At 72.6% G+C, this 17,038-nt stretch carries 16 protein-coding genes; 11 read left to right on the forward strand and 5 right to left on the reverse strand.

All coding sequences use genetic code 11. From position 1 onward, the window contains the following. Nucleotides 1-133 precede the first annotated feature (133 nt). Nucleotides 134-868 (forward strand): hypothetical protein, encoded by a 735-nt coding sequence (locus AB5J87_RS26405; protein WP_369379887.1) that lies wholly within the window; start codon nucleotides 134-136, stop codon nucleotides 866-868. A gap of 437 nt (nucleotides 869-1,305) precedes the next feature. Here the strand turns inward: AB5J87_RS26405 and AB5J87_RS26410 are convergent, their stop codons facing one another. Next, nucleotides 1,306-2,517, reverse strand: coding sequence for a pyridoxal phosphate-dependent aminotransferase (locus AB5J87_RS26410; RefSeq protein WP_369379888.1), 1,212 nt, complete (start codon nucleotides 2,515-2,517; stop codon nucleotides 1,306-1,308). A 114-nt stretch (nucleotides 2,518-2,631) separates the two neighbouring features. Between AB5J87_RS26410 and AB5J87_RS26415 the strand changes: the two genes are divergently transcribed. Further along, entirely contained in the window at nucleotides 2,632-3,279 is a 648-nt protein-coding gene (locus AB5J87_RS26415; protein ID WP_369379891.1) for a winged helix-turn-helix transcriptional regulator, read from the forward strand. A gap of 55 nt (nucleotides 3,280-3,334) precedes the next feature. Then, entirely contained in the window at nucleotides 3,335-3,967 is a 633-nt protein-coding gene (locus AB5J87_RS26420) for a uridine kinase (RefSeq protein WP_369379892.1), read from the forward strand. Nucleotides 3,968-4,173: 206 nt separating this feature from the next. Here AB5J87_RS26420 and AB5J87_RS26425 read toward each other — a convergent pair whose 3' ends face one another. Both AB5J87_RS26425 and AB5J87_RS26430 read right to left on the reverse strand, forming a co-directional pair. Continuing rightward, entirely contained in the window at nucleotides 4,174-5,073 is a 900-nt protein-coding gene (locus tag AB5J87_RS26425; protein WP_369379894.1) for a carbohydrate kinase family protein, read from the reverse strand. Next, a complete protein-coding gene (locus tag AB5J87_RS26430; protein ID WP_369379895.1) occupies nucleotides 5,070-5,975 on the reverse strand; it encodes a pseudouridine-5'-phosphate glycosidase in 906 nt (301 codons plus the stop codon). Before AB5J87_RS26430 ends, AB5J87_RS26425 begins: the two co-directional genes overlap by 4 nt. 205 nt (nucleotides 5,976-6,180) lie before the next feature. On the opposite strand from AB5J87_RS26430, the gene AB5J87_RS26435 reads away from it, so the two are divergent. After that, entirely contained in the window at nucleotides 6,181-6,570 is a 390-nt protein-coding gene (locus tag AB5J87_RS26435) for a cupin domain-containing protein (protein WP_369379897.1), read from the forward strand. 54 nt (nucleotides 6,571-6,624) lie between these two features. Here AB5J87_RS26435 and AB5J87_RS26440 read toward each other — a convergent pair whose 3' ends face one another. Beyond that, nucleotides 6,625-7,203, reverse strand: a complete 579-nt coding sequence (locus tag AB5J87_RS26440) for a methylated-DNA--[protein]-cysteine S-methyltransferase (RefSeq protein WP_369379898.1) — start codon at nucleotides 7,201-7,203, stop codon at nucleotides 6,625-6,627. Nucleotides 7,204-7,481: 278 nt separating this feature from the next. On the opposite strand from AB5J87_RS26440, the gene AB5J87_RS26445 reads away from it, so the two are divergent. The 6 genes from AB5J87_RS26445 (at nucleotide 7,482) to AB5J87_RS26470 (ending at nucleotide 15,045) form a co-directional block, all read left to right on the forward strand. Continuing rightward, nucleotides 7,482-8,342, forward strand: coding sequence for an MHYT domain-containing protein (locus tag AB5J87_RS26445; RefSeq protein ID WP_369379901.1), 861 nt, complete (start codon nucleotides 7,482-7,484; stop codon nucleotides 8,340-8,342). 72 nt (nucleotides 8,343-8,414) lie between these two features. Continuing rightward, nucleotides 8,415-10,547, forward strand: coding sequence for an excinuclease ABC subunit UvrB (gene uvrB, locus AB5J87_RS26450; protein ID WP_369379902.1), 2,133 nt, complete (start codon nucleotides 8,415-8,417; stop codon nucleotides 10,545-10,547). A gap of 116 nt (nucleotides 10,548-10,663) precedes the next feature. Beyond that, nucleotides 10,664-11,242 carry a TerD family protein gene (locus AB5J87_RS26455; RefSeq protein WP_361384444.1) on the forward strand — a complete coding sequence of 193 codons (579 nt, stop codon included), beginning with the start codon at nucleotides 10,664-10,666 and terminating at the stop codon, nucleotides 11,240-11,242. A 150-nt stretch (nucleotides 11,243-11,392) separates the two neighbouring features. Next, nucleotides 11,393-13,312, forward strand: coding sequence for a TerD family protein (locus tag AB5J87_RS26460; protein WP_369379904.1), 1,920 nt, complete (start codon nucleotides 11,393-11,395; stop codon nucleotides 13,310-13,312). Nucleotides 13,313-13,620: 308 nt separating this feature from the next. Next, entirely contained in the window at nucleotides 13,621-14,601 is a 981-nt protein-coding gene (locus tag AB5J87_RS26465; RefSeq protein WP_369379907.1) for a TerC/Alx family metal homeostasis membrane protein, read from the forward strand. A 138-nt stretch (nucleotides 14,602-14,739) separates the two neighbouring features. Beyond that, complete coding sequence (locus AB5J87_RS26470; protein ID WP_369379909.1) at nucleotides 14,740-15,045, forward strand: hypothetical protein; 306 nt, start codon at nucleotides 14,740-14,742, stop codon at nucleotides 15,043-15,045. A 115-nt stretch (nucleotides 15,046-15,160) separates the two neighbouring features. Here AB5J87_RS26470 and AB5J87_RS26475 read toward each other — a convergent pair whose 3' ends face one another. After that, the gene (locus tag AB5J87_RS26475) at nucleotides 15,161-16,441 is read right to left on the reverse strand and encodes an MFS transporter (RefSeq protein ID WP_369383677.1); all 1,281 of its coding nucleotides are present in this window, start codon (nucleotides 16,439-16,441) and stop codon (nucleotides 15,161-15,163) included. Nucleotides 16,442-16,609: 168 nt separating this feature from the next. Between AB5J87_RS26475 and AB5J87_RS26480 the strand changes: the two genes are divergently transcribed. Further along, on the forward strand, nucleotides 16,610-17,035 hold the full coding sequence (locus AB5J87_RS26480) for a hypothetical protein (RefSeq protein WP_369379911.1): 426 nt from the start codon (nucleotides 16,610-16,612) through the stop codon (nucleotides 17,033-17,035). Nucleotides 17,036-17,038 lie beyond the last annotated feature (3 nt).

Raw genomic sequence — 17,038 nt, forward strand, 5'->3', positions numbered from 1 at the left:
CGAAGAGCGCGAGTGTTCCGGTGGGTGCGACGGCAATGTGCGGGCCTCCCTCTCCTCCGTATTCCGTCCCCCTCCCTTCGATCCCTCAATAATCGTTGGGGCAAACCGTGTTGGCATTGCTAGCGTTCATCACGTGGCGAAACTCAATCAGATCATCGCAGTCGAAAAGGGAATCAAGTCGAAGTCCCACCAGGACCTGACGTCCGCTCATCACGGGTTGCAGAAGCCCGGTTTGCTGTCGGGCATCTCCCGGACGTATCAGCCGAAGGACGAGGAGGGCGAGCAGCTGCCGCCCGAGTCGACGCTGGTGCAGATCAAGGCGGAGGACGTGCTGCGCGAGACCGCGGCGACGCTCACCCGGCTGTTCGATGTGACCGCCACCAAGGACTGGGCGAACTGCGAGGCGCGAGCCGACGTCACCGTGGACGGGCGGGTGCTGGTGAGCGGTGCGCCCGTCTCGTACCTGCTCTTCCTGGAGAAGCAGCTGACGGACATCACCACCTTCGTGCGCAAGCTGCCGGTGCTCGACGCGGCCGAGTCGTGGGTGCAGGACCCGTCGACCGACTCCTGGAAGACCGAGCCGGTCAGGACGCTGCGGACGAAGAAGGTGCCCCGCAACCACGTCAAGGCGGAGGCGACCGAGAAGCACCCGGCGCAGGTCGAGGTGTACTACGAGGACGTTCCTGTCGGGTACTGGACCACCGTGAAGTTCTCCGGCGCGCTGCCCGCCCGCCGGGTGAACGAGCTGCTGGCCCGGGTGGAGAAGGCGCAGCAGGCGGTCAAGTTCGCCCGTGAGGAGGCGAACGGGATCGACGTCACCGACCAGCGCGTGGGCGACGCGATATTCGGCTACCTCTTCGGCCAGTGAGCGGGTAGCGTCAAAGACTCCCCGGTGGTGACCTTTTCACCGTCGGGGCGCGCGAGGAGCGCGAAGCTGAAACTGAAGTTCGTCGTGAATGAGCGGCTCCGCGGGACGCGGAAGCCGTCGTCAATCTCAGACTATTGCTCCAGACTCAGCATTCGCCGCCGATCGCCGGATCGACCGGGCCCAGGCCCCGGTGCGTCGACATGCCGGTTCGAATCCGGCCCGTGGAGCTCGATCCGCGGTGGTCCAAAGGCAGGGCGCGGCGACATGAGACTGACCTGGGTTCTCAAGCGTGCCGGCGTGTGCAATTCGGTGGCATCACCCAGGGCCCGGAGGCCGGCTATGCCTCCGGGCCCGCTCCCGCTCCCGTTCGCGTTCATGGAGGGGATTCCCCCCTCCCCGTCCCGGAATTCCGCGCGTACGCGGGCGCTCTCGCCCGGCTACTGCCGGTATCCGCTCAGGAAGCGCCCGATGCGGCTGATGGCCGCGTCCAGGTCGTCGGCGTGCGGCAGTGTCAGGATGCGGAAGTGGTCGGGGCGCGGCCAGTTGAAGCCGGTGCCCTGGACGACCTGGATCTTCTCCCGCAGGAGCAGGTCAAGCACGAACTTCTCGTCGTCTTCGATCGGGTGAATCTTCGGATCGATCCGGGGGAACGCGTAGAGCGCGCCCTTCGGCTTCACACAGGACACCCCGGGGATCTCGTTGAGCTTCTCCCAGGCGCGGTCGCGCTGTTCGCGCAGCCGTCCGCCGGGCGCGGTCAGCTCCTTGATGGTCTGACGGCCGCCGAGCGCCGCCTGGATGGCGTACTGGGCGGGCGCGTTGGGGCACAGCCGCATGGAGGCGAGCATCGTCAGGCCCTCCAGATAGCTCTTGGCGTGCTGCTGGGGACCGCTGACGACCAGCCAGCCGGAGCGGAACCCGGCCACCCGGTAGGTCTTGGACAGTCCGCTGAAGGTCAGCACGACGAGGTCCGGGGCGAGGGCGGCGGCGGTGTGGGCCACGGCGTCGTCGTAGACGATCTGGTCGTAGATCTCGTCCGCGAACACCATCAGCTGGTGGCGGCGGGCGAGATCGAGGATGCCCTCGATGATCTCCTTGGGGTAGACCGCGCCCGTGGGGTTGTTGGGGTTGATGATGACGACGGCCTTGGTGCGGTCGGTGATCTTCGCGGCCATGTCGTCGAGGTCCGGGTACCACTCGGCCGACTCGTCGCAGATGTAGTGCACGGCCTTGCCGCCCGCCAGCGTGGTGACGGCGGTCCAGAGAGGGAAGTCGGGGGCCGGGATGAGGACTTCGTCGCCGTCCTCCAGGAGCGCCTGCACGGCCATCGAGACCAGCTCGGAGACGCCGTTGCCGAGGAAGACGTCGTCCACGGAGACGTCCGGCAGCCCCATGGCCTGGTAGCGCTGGGCGACGGCGCGGCGGGCCGAGAGGATGCCGCGCGAGTCGGTGTAGCCGTGGGCCCGCGGGAGCATCCGGATCATGTCCTGGAGGATCTCCTCGGGCGCTTCGAAGCCGAAGAGGGCCGGGTTGCCGGTGTTGAGGCGCAGCACGCTGTGGCCCGCCTCCTCCAGCGCGTTGGCGTGCTCGATCACCGGGCCGCGGATCTCGTAGCAGACCTCGCTCAGCTTGCTCGACTGCCGGAACTCCATGGCGTGGCCCTCCCGCGTTGCCCAGATCCCTCTGGTGTGACTTCCCGTACTTCCGTACTTGGTTTTACCAAGTGGACGCTTGGAAAGTCCAACATCGTGTCTAGACTGCGTCGCATGCCACGTCAGCCACGCCGTCGAAGCTACGACCAGTACTGCGCCGCTGCCCGCGCCCTCGACGCCGTCGGGGACCGGTGGACGCTGCTGATCGTCCGGGAACTCCTCGCCGGACCGCGTCGTTATACAGATCTGCACGCGGATCTGCCGGGCGTCTCCACCGACGTCCTGGCCGGCCGGCTCAAGGACATGGAGCGCGAGGAGCTCGCCACCCGCCGCAAGCTGCCCCCGCCCGCGGCGGCGACGGTGTACGAACTGACGGCGCGGGGCCGGGAGTTGCTGCCCGTCCTGACCGCCCTCGCCGCCTGGGGCGCGCCGGAGCTCGCCGAGCGGCGGCCCACCGACGCCGTGCGCGCGCACTGGTTCGCGATCCCGCTGATCCCCCTGCTGCGCCGCCTGCCGCACGGGACGGCCGTCCTCGACGTACGCCTGGACGAGGGCGAGTTCCACGTCCGGACCGGCCCGGAGGGCGACGCTCCGGTGTACGGCGACGGGCCCGCGCCGGATGCCGACGCGCGGCTCGTCCTGGACGCGGACACCTGCCGGGCGCTCGCTGCGGGCACGCTGACCTTCGAGGAGGGCGTCAAGGACGGCCGCGTCCAGGTGGCGGGCGAGGGCCCTGTGGCCGACGTGCTGCGCGGCGCGTGACCGCCCGCCGCGCGGTCGCCCCGGTGCGCGCGCGTGCACCACGCATCATGGAGGCGTGCGACTCGAAGCGATCACCTGGGAACGGCTGACCGGCGCTCTCGCCGACCGGGCCATGGACACACCCGCCCGCGACGGCGGCCCGTGGCTGCGCGTCGGTGTCGACGGCGCGCCCGCCGCCCGCCCCGGCGAGCTGGCGGGGGCGCTCGCCGAAGCCCTGCGGATACGGGGGCGTTCGGTGCTGGTCGTCTCCACCGAGGGCTTTCTGCGCCCGGCCTCGCTGCGCTACGAGTACGGCCGGGAGGACCCCGACACCTATGTCGACGGCTGGTTCGACACCTCGGCGCTCTGGCGGGAGGTCTTCGACCCGCTGGAGCCCGGTGGCGGCGGACAGGTGCTGCCCGACCTGTGGGACCCGGTGACCGACCGGGCCACCCGCACCCCCTACACGCTCCTCCCGAAGGGAGGAGTGCTGGTGCTGCACGGGCCGCTGCTGCTCGGGCGCTGGTTCCCGTTCGACCTCGCCGTCCATCTGCGCCTCTCGCCCGGCGCGCTGCGGCGGCGCACCGAGGAGGGCGCCCGCTGGACGCTGCCCGCGTTCGCGCGGTACGAGGAGGAGGTGCGGCCGGCCGACGCCGCCGACGTCGTGGTGCGGGCCGACGACGCGCTGCACCCGGCGTGGAACGGCTGATCCGCCGGGTCCCCGCAGGGCGGCGGCTGTGCGCCGGGCCCCCTGTACGGATCTGCCGCATGCCGGGCCCCGCGCGGATCGGCCGTACGTCGGCGCCTGCACGGGTTGACCGAACGCCAAGCCCCCCGCACGGATCAGCCGCGCGCCGACGCCCGCACGCCAAGCCCGGCGCGGACCGCCCGCACGCCCTCGACACCCCCAGCCGCTCAATCACGCACCGGAGGCCGCCCGCCCACCACCGTCACCGCCTCCGCGCCCGTCCGGCAGCCCGCTGCCGCCGCCTCGGACGGTTCGGCGCCCGTCAGGCGGGCGGCCAGGAAGCCTCCGGTGAAGGCGTCGCCCGCCCCCGTGGAGTCGACGGCGGTGGCCCTCGGTGCGGGCACCTTGGCGACGATCTCCCCGGCGGCGGCCACCAGTGCGCCGGCCGCCCCCAGCGTCATCGCGACCAGGGGGAAGCGGTGGCTCAACTCGGCCGCCGCGTCCACCGGTTCGGCCCGTCCGGTGAGCAGTCGGGCCTCGTCGGCGTTGGGCAGCAGCACCTCGACGCCCTCGGCCGCGTCCAGGAACCGGTCGGTGCCCCACTCGGCCAGGAACCCGGCCGAGGCGGGATCCAGGCTCACCGGAACCCCGGCCTCCAGCGCCGATCGGGCTGCGGCCAGGGCCAGTTCGCGGCTGGAGTCGGCGAAGAAGAGGTAGCCGGAGAGGTGCAGATGGCCGATGCCGTCCAGGAACACGGGATTCCAGTCGGCGGGCGCCATGCGCCACACGGCGCCGCTGTCGGTGAGGAAGGTCCGCTCACCGGTCGCCGTGTCGACCAGCGAGACCACGGTGGCGGTGGGGGCCGCCGGGTCGGGGACCAGGAGCGGGCGCACCCCCGCACGCCGCAGCCGCTCTTCGTGCCAGGCGGCCTCGGCGCGGCCGGTCCGCCCCAGTATCCGTACGTCCGCGCAGCCCGCGCGGGCCGCCCAGCAGGCCGCGTTGGCGCCCGCGCCGCCCGGGACCGTACGGATCTCGGCGGCCGTGTCCGTGGCGGGCGCCAGCGGTCCCCGGTGCCGGGCGACGACGTCGGTGACCACGTCGCCGACGACCAGCAGCCCGCCCGTCACAGCGCCGCCGCGATCCGCGCCGCCAGCCGCGCATTGCCGCGCACCGCCGCCACGTTCGCCTCCAGGGAGGCCCCGCCGGTGTGCCGCACCAACTGGTCGAGCAGGAACGGCGTGACCGCCTGACCCGTGATGCCCTGTGCCTGGCAGTCGGCAAGGGCCCGGGCCAGCACCCGGTCGTGCAGTTCCGGGTCGAGCTGGTCGGCCTCCGCGACCGGATTGGCCACGATCAGCGCGGAGTCGGCGCCGATCGCGTCATGGGCCAGGATCACCTCGGCGGCCTCCCGCGGGGTGGTGACCGTCCAGTCGACCGGTTCGCCGGAGCTGGCCAGATAGAACCCCGGGAAGCGGTCCGTGCCGTAGCCGACCACGCCGATGCCGAGCGTCTCCAGCCGTTGCAGCGTCGCCGGGACGTCCAGGATCGACTTCACCCCGGCGCACACCACGGCGATCGGGGTGCGGGCGAGCAGCCGCAGGTCCGCCGACTCGTCCTGGGTCTCGGTCCAGCCCCGGTGGACGCCGCCGAGCCCGCCCGTGGCGAAGACGCGGATCCCCGCCCAGCGGGCCAGCCGCGCGGTCGCGGAGACCGTGGTCGCCCCGTCGGCGCGGGCGGCCAGCGCCATCGGCAGATCGCGGTGGCCGAGCTTGCGCGGCGCGCCCGACGCGACCCGCTCCAACTGGTCCTTGGCGAGGCCGACATGGGGTTTCCCGTCCAGGACGGCCACGGTGGCCGGGACGGCGCCGCTCTCCCGTACCAGCTCCTCCAGCTCCGTCGCGACCCGCAGGTTGCGGGGGCGCGGAAGGCCGTGCGCGATGATCGTCGACTCCAGGGCGACGACGGGACGCCCCGCGTCCAGGGCCTCCCGCACCTCCTCGGACACCTTCAGAACGTCGTCGTAGGGCATGCACCATCCTTGGCGCGCCCGGACACCCCGCAAACATCACGGCGGTGATCCCGGCCACGCTCCGGCGCGGCCCGGAGAGGCGCGCGGAGGCGGCGGCCACGAGGGCCCACGGGGCCCGCCCCCGCGACCCGTACCGGGGAGCATGCTCCCGCTCGGCGGTCCCGGCCAGAGGCCGCGCGGTACGACATGGCTAGATTGGCCCGCCATGACGACCAATGATCAGATCGAAACCCCTTCCGCCGGGGCCGCCGGGCCCGCCTCCTTCGTTGTCCACATCCCGGACGCCGAGCTGGAGCCGGAGCCGCTGGACCCCGGCCAGATCGTCTCGGGCGACCCGGTGGTCACCGGCAAGGTGCTGTGGGAGTCGCCGGACGGCAAGCAGCTGCGGGGCATCTGGCAGATCACCCCGGGCGTGGTGACCGACACCGAGGCCAACGAGCTCTTCGTGGTGGTCAGCGGGCGCGCCACGGTGGAGGTGGCGGGCGGCGACACGCTGGAGATCGGCCCCGGTGACGCGTGCGTGCTGCGCGAGGGCGACCGCACCACCTGGACCGTGCACGAGACGCTGCGCAAGGCGTACCACATCAGCCTGTAGCCGCCCCGCCCGCCGGTGCGCGCCGGGCCCCCGCCGGGGGTCCGGTCCGCACCCTCAGAACAGCGGCTGCGGCAGGACTCCCTCCAGGGCGAGCAGCTGCCGCTTGGTCTCCAGGCCGCCGCCGAACCCGCCGAGCCCGCCGTCGCTCTCCACCACCCGGTGGCAGGGCACCACGACCGGCAGCGGATTGGACCCCATCGCCGCGCCGACCGCCTGCGCCGCGCCGGGCTGGCCGACCCGCCGGGCCAGGTCGCCGTACCCCACCACCGTTCCGTACGGAACGGTCGCCGCCAGCTCCCCGAGCACCTGGCGGTTGAAGCCGGAGGACAGCGACCAGTCCAGGGGCAGCTCGAAGGCGCGCAGCTCTCCCGCGAAGTACGCCTCCAACTGCCGTATCGCCTCGGCGAGCGGGGAGGCGCCGCCGGGCGGCGCCGGGACGGGATCGGCGCCCAGCCGGGCCGCCAGGCTCCGCAGCGCCCGGTCCCGCACCGCCTCGCGCGCGTGGAAGACCACGCTCACCAGGCCCTGCCCGGTCGCGGCCAGGAGCAGCGGGCCGATGGCGCTGTCCACGACCGCCCACACCGCCCGCTCCGCGTCCCGCGCGGCCCCCTCGAACTGCTCGTCGCTGTCCATGCCGCCACCGTACGGCCCGCCACTGACAACGCCCGCCCGGTCCGCCGCGCCCCGGCCGCGTCCGCTCACCGGACGCCAGGTCCGTACCACCGGACGATCTTCCGGCGCGGCCCGCGAAGGCACGTGAACCCCTTCTCCGGTTCAAGGTGTCGACAAATTGGCGTGAAAATGTTTGCCTGTCGCTCGGCGAGCCTTAATGTCGCCCCGAACCAGGGTCTCCGCGACAGCAGTCGGGCCTCTTCAGTCGGTAGTCGGTACGGGGTGAAGGGCACACGTATATGCACGGGTCGGTCGACGGCTTCAGCTACGGCCTCGTCACGCCGGTAGTGGCGTTCCTCATGGCCTGTCTGGGCGGTGCGCTCGGGCTGCGCTGCACCGCCAGGTCCCTGCGGACCCAGCGCTCGTTCCGGGTGGGCTGGCTGGCGCTCGGCGCCACCTCCATAGGGTCCGGGATCTGGACCATGCACTTCATCGCGATGATGGGCTTCACGGTCCGTCACGAGGTCATCAGCTACGACCGGGGGATCACCTACGCGAGCCTGGGACTGGCCATCGTGATGGTCGGCATCGGCATCTTCATCGTCGGCTACCGGGGGGCCACGCCCCTGGCGCTGGTCACCGGCGGGACCATCACGGGGCTCGGCGTGGCCTCGATGCACTACCTGGGCATGGCCGGAATCAAACTGCACGGCCAGTTCGAGTACAACACCCTCACCGTCAGCCTCTCGGTGGTGATCGCGGTGGTCGCGGCCACCGCCGCCCTCTGGGCGGCCGTCTCGGTGCACGGCTTCCTGGCGAGCCTGGGCGCCAGCGTCGTCATGGGCGTCGCGGTGACCGGAATGCACTACACGGGCATGGCCGCGCTCAGCGTCCGGCTGCACAGCGGCACGGGCCCGGCCACCGGGGACTCGCCCGCCACCGTGCTGGCGCCGATGCTCATCGGCCCCGCCGCGTTCCTGGTCCTGGCGGGGGTCGTCGTGATGTTCGACCCGCTGGTGGTGATGGGCAAGCCGGAGTGGGAGAAGCGCCCGCCGCGCCCGGCGCCGGTGCCCCGGCACCTGCCGTCGTTCCCCGAGCGGACCGAATGGGCCTCCCAGCGGCTGCCGGGCGAGGGCTCCTCGTCGCCCCACGACTGGTGATCCGGGGCGGGACGGACCCCGCCGCCGGGCCGATCGCGCCCGACTGTCAGTGGGGGGTCGTACGGTGGATCCATGCGGCCCGTTTCCAAGATCGAACGTACGGTGGCGCCCTTCGAGGTCGTCAGCCCCTACCAGCCCAGCGGTGACCAGCCGGCGGCCATCGCCGAGCTGGAGCGGCGCATCCGCGCAGGTGAGAAGGACGTCGTCCTGCTGGGTGCGACCGGCACCGGAAAGTCGGCGACGACTGCCTGGATGATCGAGAAGCTCCAGCGCCCCACGCTCGTCATGGCGCCGAACAAGACGCTGGCGGCCCAGCTGGCGAACGAGTTCCGCGAGCTCCTGCCCAACAACGCCGTCGAGTACTTCGTGTCGTACTACGACTACTACCAGCCCGAGGCGTACGTCCCGCAGTCGGACACGTACATCGAGAAGGACTCCTCGATCAACGAGGAGGTCGAGCGGCTGCGCCACTCGGCGACGAACTCGCTGCTGACCCGCCGCGACGTGATCGTGGTCGCCTCCGTCTCCTGCATCTACGGCCTCGGCACGCCCCAGGAGTACGTGGACCGCATGGTGCCGCTCAAGGTCGGCGAGGAGATCGACCGCGACCAGCTGCTGCGCCGCTTCGTCGACATCCAGTACACGCGCAACGACGTCGCCTTCGCGCGCGGGACGTTCCGGGTGCGCGGCGACACCATCGAGATCTTCCCGGTCTACGAGGAACTGGCCGTCCGGATCGAGATGTTCGGCGACGAGATCGAGGCGCTGTCCACCCTGCACCCGCTCACCGGCGAGGTCATCAGCGAGGACCGCGAGCTCTACGTCTTCCCCGCCAGCCACTACGTGGCGGGCCCCGAGCGCATGGAGAAGGCGGTCAACGGCATCGAGCGGGAGCTGGAGCAGCGCCTGGCCGAGCTGGAGAAGCAGGGCAAGCTGCTGGAGGCCCAGCGGCTGCGGATGCGCACCACGTACGACATCGAGATGCTGCGCCAGATCGGCAGCTGCTCGGGCGTCGAGAACTACTCGATGCACTTCGACGACCGCGCCCCCGGCACCGCGCCCAACACGCTCCTCGACTACTTCCCGGACGACTTCCTGCTGGTCCTGGACGAGTCGCACGTGACCGTCCCGCAGATCGGCGCGATGTACGAGGGCGACGCCTCCCGCAAGCGCACCCTGGTCGACCACGGCTTCCGGCTGCCCTCCGCGATGGACAACCGGCCGCTGAAGTGGGAGGAGTTCCTGGGTCGCGTCGGCCAGACCGTCTACCTCTCGGCGACCCCCGGAAAGTACGAGCTCTCGCGCGGCGACGGCTTCGTGGAGCAGATCATCCGCCCCACCGGCCTCGTCGACCCCGAGGTCGTGGTCAAGCCCACCGAGGGTCAGATCGACGACCTGGTGCACGAGATCCGCAAGCGCACCGAGAAGGACGAGCGCGTCCTGGTCACCACCCTCACCAAGAAGATGGCCGAGGACCTGACCGACTACTTCCTGGAGATGGGCATCCAGGTGCGGTACCTGCACAGCGACGTCGACACCCTGCGCCGGGTCGAGCTGCTGCGCGAACTGCGCGCGGGCGAGTTCGACGTGCTGGTCGGCATCAACCTGCTCCGCGAGGGCCTCGACCTGCCCGAGGTGTCGCTGGTGGCGATCCTCGACGCCGACAAGGAGGGCTTCCTGCGCTCGGGCACCTCGCTGATCCAGACCATCGGCCGCGCGGCGCGCAACGTCTCCGGCGAGGTCCACATGTACGCCGACAAGATCACCCCGGCGATGGAGAAGGCCATCGAGGAGACCAACCGCCGCCGGGAGAAGCAGGTCGCGTACAACAAGGAGCACGGGATCGACCCGCAGCCGCTGCGGAAGAAGATCAACGACATCGTCGCGACCATCGCGCGCGAGGAGGTCGACACCGAGCAGCTGCTCGGCTCCGGCTACCGCAAGGGCAAGGACGGCAAGGGCGCCAAGGCGCCGGTGCCCGCCCTCGCCACCAAGGCGGGGAAGGCCAAGGGCAGGGCGGCCAAGGGCGACGGGACGCTCACCGACCGCCCGGCCGCCGAGCTCGCCGAGCAGATCGAGGAGATGACCGAGCGGATGCGGGCCGCCGCCGCCGAGCTGCAGTTCGAGATCGCCGCCCGGTTGCGGGACGAAGTCGGGGAACTGAAGAAGGAGTTGCGGCAGATGCGGGAGGCGGGCCAGGTCTGACGGCCCGGCGTCCGGTGTGTTGCAACACCGACACAAACGACCCCTGCGCGGTGGCGCGCGTCGCGCCACTGCGTAGGGTCTGGCCGAGAACGTAAGAAGCGGAGAGGGGACAGCGCGTGACGGTCAATATGACCAAGGGCCAGGCCATCAGCCTGGAGAAGCAGGGTGGGGGCACCCTGACCGCGGTACGGATGGGGCTCGGCTGGCAGGCGGCCCCGCGCCGCGGCCTGTTCGGCTCGCGCACCCGGGAGATCGACCTGGACGCCTCCGCGGTGCTGTTCGCCGACAAGCAGCCGGTGGACGTGGTGTTCTTCCGCCACCTCGTCAGCGACGACGGCTCGGTCCGCCACACCGGCGACAACCTGGTGGGCGGCGCGGGCCAGGGCGGCGACGACGAGTCCATCCTCGTCGACCTCCAGCGGGTCCCGGTCCACATCGACCAGATCGTCTTCACGGTGAACTCGTTCACCGGCCAGACGTTCCAGGAGGTGCAGAACGCGTTCTGCCGCATCGTGGACGAGACCAACGGCCAGGAGCTGGCGCGCTACACGCTGGACGGCGGCGGCCAGTACACCGCGCAGATCATGGCCAAGGTGCACCGCGCGGGCACCGGCTGGCAGATGACCGCCATCGGCAACCCGTCCAACGGCCGCACTTTCCAGGACCTGATGCCGGCGATCCTGCCGCACCTGTAACAGCGGGGCGCCCCCGGCCGTGGGCCGCGGACCGCGCCGCACCGCGCCGGCCGCCACGGCCGGCACCGCAGCTCCCGGAGGCATGCCGCCGGGAGCTGCCCCGCACCCGCGCCACCGCGCACCACCGGCACTCGACGAGGGGACAGAGCGATGACGGCCGAGCTGGTAAGGGGACAGAACCACCCCCTGCCCCAGACCCGACTGGAGATCCGCGTGTCGGCCGACGCGCCCCTCGTCGCCGGAGCCACCCTCGGCGACGAGAACGGCACGGTGCGCGGGGCCGACCGGGTCGTCCACCCCGGCGCGCCCGCGTTCCCGGGCCTGGAGGTCCCGCGGCAGGCCGCCGCCGACCACCGTCTCGCGGTGGACCTGGAGGCGCTGCCCGCGGACGTGCACCGGGTGAGCGTGCTGCTGGCGCTGCCGCTCCAGGCCGGCGGGCCCGGCCGGTTCGCCGCCGTCTCCGCGCCCGTGGTGGCCGTCACCGGCCTCGACGGCGCCGGGATCGCCAGCTACACGATCACCGGCCTGGACGCGGAGTCGGCGGTCGTCGCCCTGGAGCTCTATCTGCGCGGCGGCGCCTGGAAGGTCCGCGCGATCGGCCAGGGCTACGCGGGCGGTCTCGCCGCCATGCTCCTCGACCAGGGGCTGGCGGAGGCCCACCCGCTCGCCGCGACGATCCTGGACGCGGTGGCGCTCGGCGCCGCCCGCTCGGTCGCGGCGCCCCCGCCGCGCCCGTCGGACGAGGCGCGGGTGCGGGCGGCGGCGCCCGGCCCCGGCGCCACCGACGGCGGTCCGGGCGCGGCCGTGCCGCCGCCCGCCCCGGCGCAGCAGCCGCTGACCGACGGCGGCCCCATCGACTACGCGCACCCGCGCCGCCACAGCGCGCCCCCGGCCCCGGCGCCCACCGCGCCGCCGGCGGCCCCCGGCGAGCCCGCGCGCCCGGTGGCGGGCGACGCCACCGGCTGGTCGATGGAGGAGCGGCTGTACAACCAGGTGTGGGGCATGTTCGAGGACCTGGCCCGCACCACCGCCGCGTACCGCAGCGCGGTCGACTTCGCGGACTCGCGGCGGGAGCAGGAGCTGGACCGCGTGCTCTCCGATCCGCGCAGCCGGATCGGCTCCACCGGCGACCAGGCCCGCGCGGACGCCTCGGCCCGGCGCGAGGAGCTGGTCGAGCGGGCCAAGGAGGCGTTCGACCGGGACCTGGCGCAGCTGACCGCCGAGTCCGAGGTCGTCGAGCCCGCCCTGCCGCCCGCCTTCGCGGGCTGGGAGAACCCGGTCTGGCACGGCTACCGGGTCCCGATGGAGATCCCGATGGCGCTGCGCGTGGGTGACCTCATGCTGCCGGAGCGGCCCGGGCTGCGGATCCCCATGCTGGTGCGGCTGCCCCTGGAGCGCGGGCTGTGGATCGACTCCGGCCGCACCTCCTCGGAGGCCGCGACGGTGACGGACCCCGAGCGGCTCAAGCGGCTCGCCCTGGACACCGCGGTGGCGCTGGCGGCGCGGATGCTCGCGGTCTACCCGGCGCACGAGTTCGCGGTGCACGTCGTCGATCCGGCGGGGGCGGCGGCCGGGGCGCTCGCCCCGCTGACGGGCGCGGGCGTGCTCGCCGCGCCGCCCGCGGCCGGTGCCCAGGGGGTGGCGGCGGTGCTGGGCGGGCTCACCGAGCGCGTCGACCTGCTCCAGATGGCGGCGCGCGGCGGCGCCGGGGCGGACGCGCTGCCGCCCGGCATGGACACCGCCGAGCAGCTCCTGATCGTCAACGACTTCCCGCACGGGTTCGACGACCGCGCGGTCAACCAGCTGCGCTACCTCGCCGACGAGGGCCCCTCGGTCGGGGTGCACCTGCTGATGGTCGCCGACCGCGAGGAGGCCAGCGCGTACGGGCCGGTGCTCCAGCCGCTGTGGCGGGCGCTGCTGCGGCTCACACCGGTGCCGGGCGACCATCTGGCCGACCCGTGGGTGGGCCACGCCTGGACGTACGAGCCGCCGCTGGTTCCGCCGGGCAGCGCGGTCCTCGGGCGGGTGCTCGGCCAGGTGGCGGAGGCGAGGCGCGCCTGGCCGCGCTGACACCGGCCTCCGGGCGGGCGCCGGCCCCCCTGGCGGACCCTGGCCTCCGGGGCGGGCACCAGGACCCCCGGGCGGGCACCGGCCTCCGGGCGGGCGACTTGGTTCTCCTTTACCTTTCCCTTTACCTTCTCTTGGTAATTGGGTAGGCTTCGACCATGCGGAGGGGAGTACTCCCGACTGCGGTGATCCCGTCAATACGGACCGAACGACCGGTCCCGGGACACCGGCCCGGCGCGCACGGCGCTCGGGTGGAGGAGACCTCCGGCAGCGACGACGCTGATCAGTAGCGGTACGAAGCCGGAGGCACAGTGGACGTTTCGATGACCCTCTGGGTGCTGACCATTCTCGGTCTGTGCGCCCTCATCGCGGTCGACTTCTTCATCGGGCGCAAGCCCCATGACGTATCCATCAAGGAAGCCGGAATCTGGACGGTCGTCTGGATCGTGCTGGCCGCGCTCTTCGGCGTCGGCCTGCTGGTCTTCGGCAACAGCCAGGCGTCCGGCGAGTTCTTCGCGGGCTTCATCACCGAGAAGTCGCTCTCCGTCGACAACCTCTTCGTCTTCATCCTGATCATGGCGAAGTTCTCGGTGCCGACCCAGCTCCAGCAGCGCGTCCTGCTCTTCGGCGTGCTGATAGCGCTGGTGCTGCGGGCGATCTTCATCGCGGCCGGCGCCGCGATCATCGCCAGCTTCTCCTGGGTCTTCTACCTCTTCGGCGCGTTCCTGATCTACACCGCCTGGAAGCTGATCCAGGAGGCGCGCTCCGACGAGGAGGACGAGGAGTTCGAGGAGAACCGGCTGCTCAAGTCCATCGAGCAGAAGTTCGGCGTGGCCGACAAGTACCACGGCACCAAGCTCTTCATCCATGAGCACGGCAAGAAGATCATGACGCCGCTGCTGGTCGTGATGCTCGCCATCGGCATGACCGACGTGCTCTTCGCGATGGACTCCATCCCGGCGATCTTCGGCCTCACCCAGGACCCGTACATCGTCTTCACCGCCAACGCGTTCGCCCTGATGGGCCTGCGCCAGCTGTACTTCCTCATCGGTGGCCTCCTCAAGAAGCTCGTCCACCTCAGCTACGGCCTCTCGGTGATCCTCGGCTTCATCGGAGTGAAGCTGGTGCTGCACGCCCTGCACGAGAACGGGGTGAACGTGCCGGAGATCTCCATCCCGGTCTCGCTCGCCGTCATCTGCGGCGTGCTGGTCATCACCACCATCACCAGCCTGATGGCCGCCAAGAAGCAGGCGGCGGCCGAGGAGGGCGACCGCAAGGGCGTCGAGGTCTGACCGGCCCCCGGGGGCGCGCGGCGCGTACGCACCGCGCGCACCGGTCGGCCGGGCGCCCGGTTGCCGTGCCGGTCGGCCGGTGCTTGCTTGGACGGGGAGAGCTCCCGGCCCGCGGGAGCACGCGGACCAGGAGGAACCATGAAGTTCGCGCAGATCATCGACTTCGAGACCGAGCGCGCGGACGAGATGCGCGAGCTCGTCCGCCAGTACGAGGAGCGGGCCCGGGCCGAGGGCCGCAAGTCCGCCCCCACGCGCCGCACCCTGCTGCGCGACCGGGCCAACCCCAACCGCTATCTGGCCGTGGTCGAGTTCGACTCGTACGAGGACGCGATGGCCAACAGCGACGCGCCGGAGACGGCCGAGCTGGCCCAGCGGCTGGCGGCGCTCTCCACCCGCCCGCCCGCCTTCACGGACTGCGACGTGGCGGAGTCCGCGCCCCTGTAGCGCCCGGCGCCGGGGCGGGGCCGCCCGTCCCGGCGGAGCCCCGTCCCGGCGCACGGAGCCCGTCCTCGCACCTCCGCCCGCGCCCCGGCGCCCGGCGTGCACGGCGCACCGGCGCTCAGGCGGGTGCCGCCGTCTCCGCCTCCGGCCCGGCCGCGGCGGGCGCGGGCCTGGTATCCGGCAGCAGCGCGAAGCAGCCGAGGCTCAGCAGGGCGAGCGCCGTCAGATACGCCGCCACGCCCCACGGCGGCCCGTCGCCGCGCGCCAGCGCGGTCGCCACCACCGGCGTCAGCGCGCCGCCCAGCACCCCGCCCAGGTTGTAGCCGACGGCCGCGCCCGTGCAGCGCACCCGCGGCTCGTACAGCTCCGGCAGATGGGCCGCGGTCACCGCGAACATGGTGACGAACCCGAGCAGCGCCCCCAGGAAGCCCGTGAACATCAGCAGCGGCTCGCCGGTCTGGAGCAGCGCGACCATCGGGAACATCCACAGCGCACAGGCCGCGCACCCCGCCAGGCACAGCGGGCGCCGCCCCAGCCGGTCGCCCAGCACGGCCACCACCGGGGTGAGCGTGCCCTTGACGGCGACGGCGGCCATGACGCACACCAGCATGACCGTACGGCTCACCCCCAGGCGTTCCGTGGCGTACGCGAGGGCCCAGGTGGTCACCGCGTAGAACACCGCGTACCCCACGGAGAGCGCCCCCGCGGTCAGCAGCAGCAGCCGCCAGTGGTCGCGCACCACCTCCGCCAGCGGCAGCCGGGCGCGTTCGCCGATCTCCTCGAACTGCGGTGTCTCGGGGAGCGAGGAGCGCAGCAGCAGCCCGCCCGCCGCGAGCAGCCCCGCCCCCCAGAACGGGACCCGCCACCCCCACGAGCGGAACTCGGCGTCGGTGAGCCCCGCCGACAGCGCCAGCATCACGCCATTGGCCAGCAGGAACCCGGCCGCCGGGCCCATCTGCGGAAACGACGACCACAGCACCCGGCGCCGCGCGGGCGCGTGCTCGACGGCGAGCAGCACGGCCCCGCCCCACTCGCCGCCGAGCCCGAACCCCTGGAGGAAGCGCAGGAGCAGCAGCAGGACGGGAGCCGCGGCGCCGATGGACGCGTACGAGGGCACGCAGCCGACGGCGACGGTGGCCAGACCGGTCAGACCCAGCGAGAGGAAGAGCACCGGACGGCGGCCGTGGCGGTCGCCGATGTGGCCGAAGACGACCGAGCCGAGCGGCCGGGCGACGAAGCCGATGCCGAAGGTCGCGAACGCGGCCAGGGTGCCCGCCAGCGGGGAGAACGTCGGGAAGAAGAGCGGGCCGAGCACCAGCGCGGCGGCCGTTCCGTACACGAAGAAGTCGTAGAACTCGACCGCCGTACCGGCGAGCGAGGCGGCGCCGAGCCGCGCCATCGACGGTGGGGCGTGTGTGCGGGCAGAGGTGGGGGAGGTGTGCATGCCGCGCCAACTACCCGTGCCCACGGGCGGTTACGGGGGCGTGCGGAAGCGCGGTCGCGGCCGGAGTGAGCTGACTACACTGAGGATCCGGCAGGCGGGAGCGGGGCGGGGACGGGGGCGTCGATGAGCGCGGACACCAGCGTGGACCTGTGGGTGACCGGCGGGCCGGGCGCGGACGCCGAGGAACTCGACGCGCTGGCGCGGCAGTTGCGCGACCGGCTGCTCGAACTCGACGTCCACGACGTCCGGGCCCGCTCCGGCGGGCGCGTCCCGGACGGCGCCAAGCCGGGCGACGCCGTCGTGGCCGGCGCACTGGTCGTCACGGCCCTCCCGGTGGTGCTCCCCGAGGTGTTCCGGCTGCTCGGCACCTGGGTGAGCAGCCGTCCGGCGCGCGGCGTCCGGGTGGAGCTCGACGGGCGCAGCATCGCACTCGACGACGCCACGCCGCAGGAGCGCCAGCGGCTGATCGACGCCTTCCTCGCACCCCGGCCGGATTCCGCTCCCGGGGCGCCGGAGGACCCCGCGGGATCCCCGTCCGACGGGGAGTGAGAC

The sequence above is a fragment of the Streptomyces sp. cg36 genome (assembly GCF_041080675.1).
Taxonomy (GTDB): domain Bacteria; phylum Actinomycetota; class Actinomycetes; order Streptomycetales; family Streptomycetaceae; genus Streptomyces.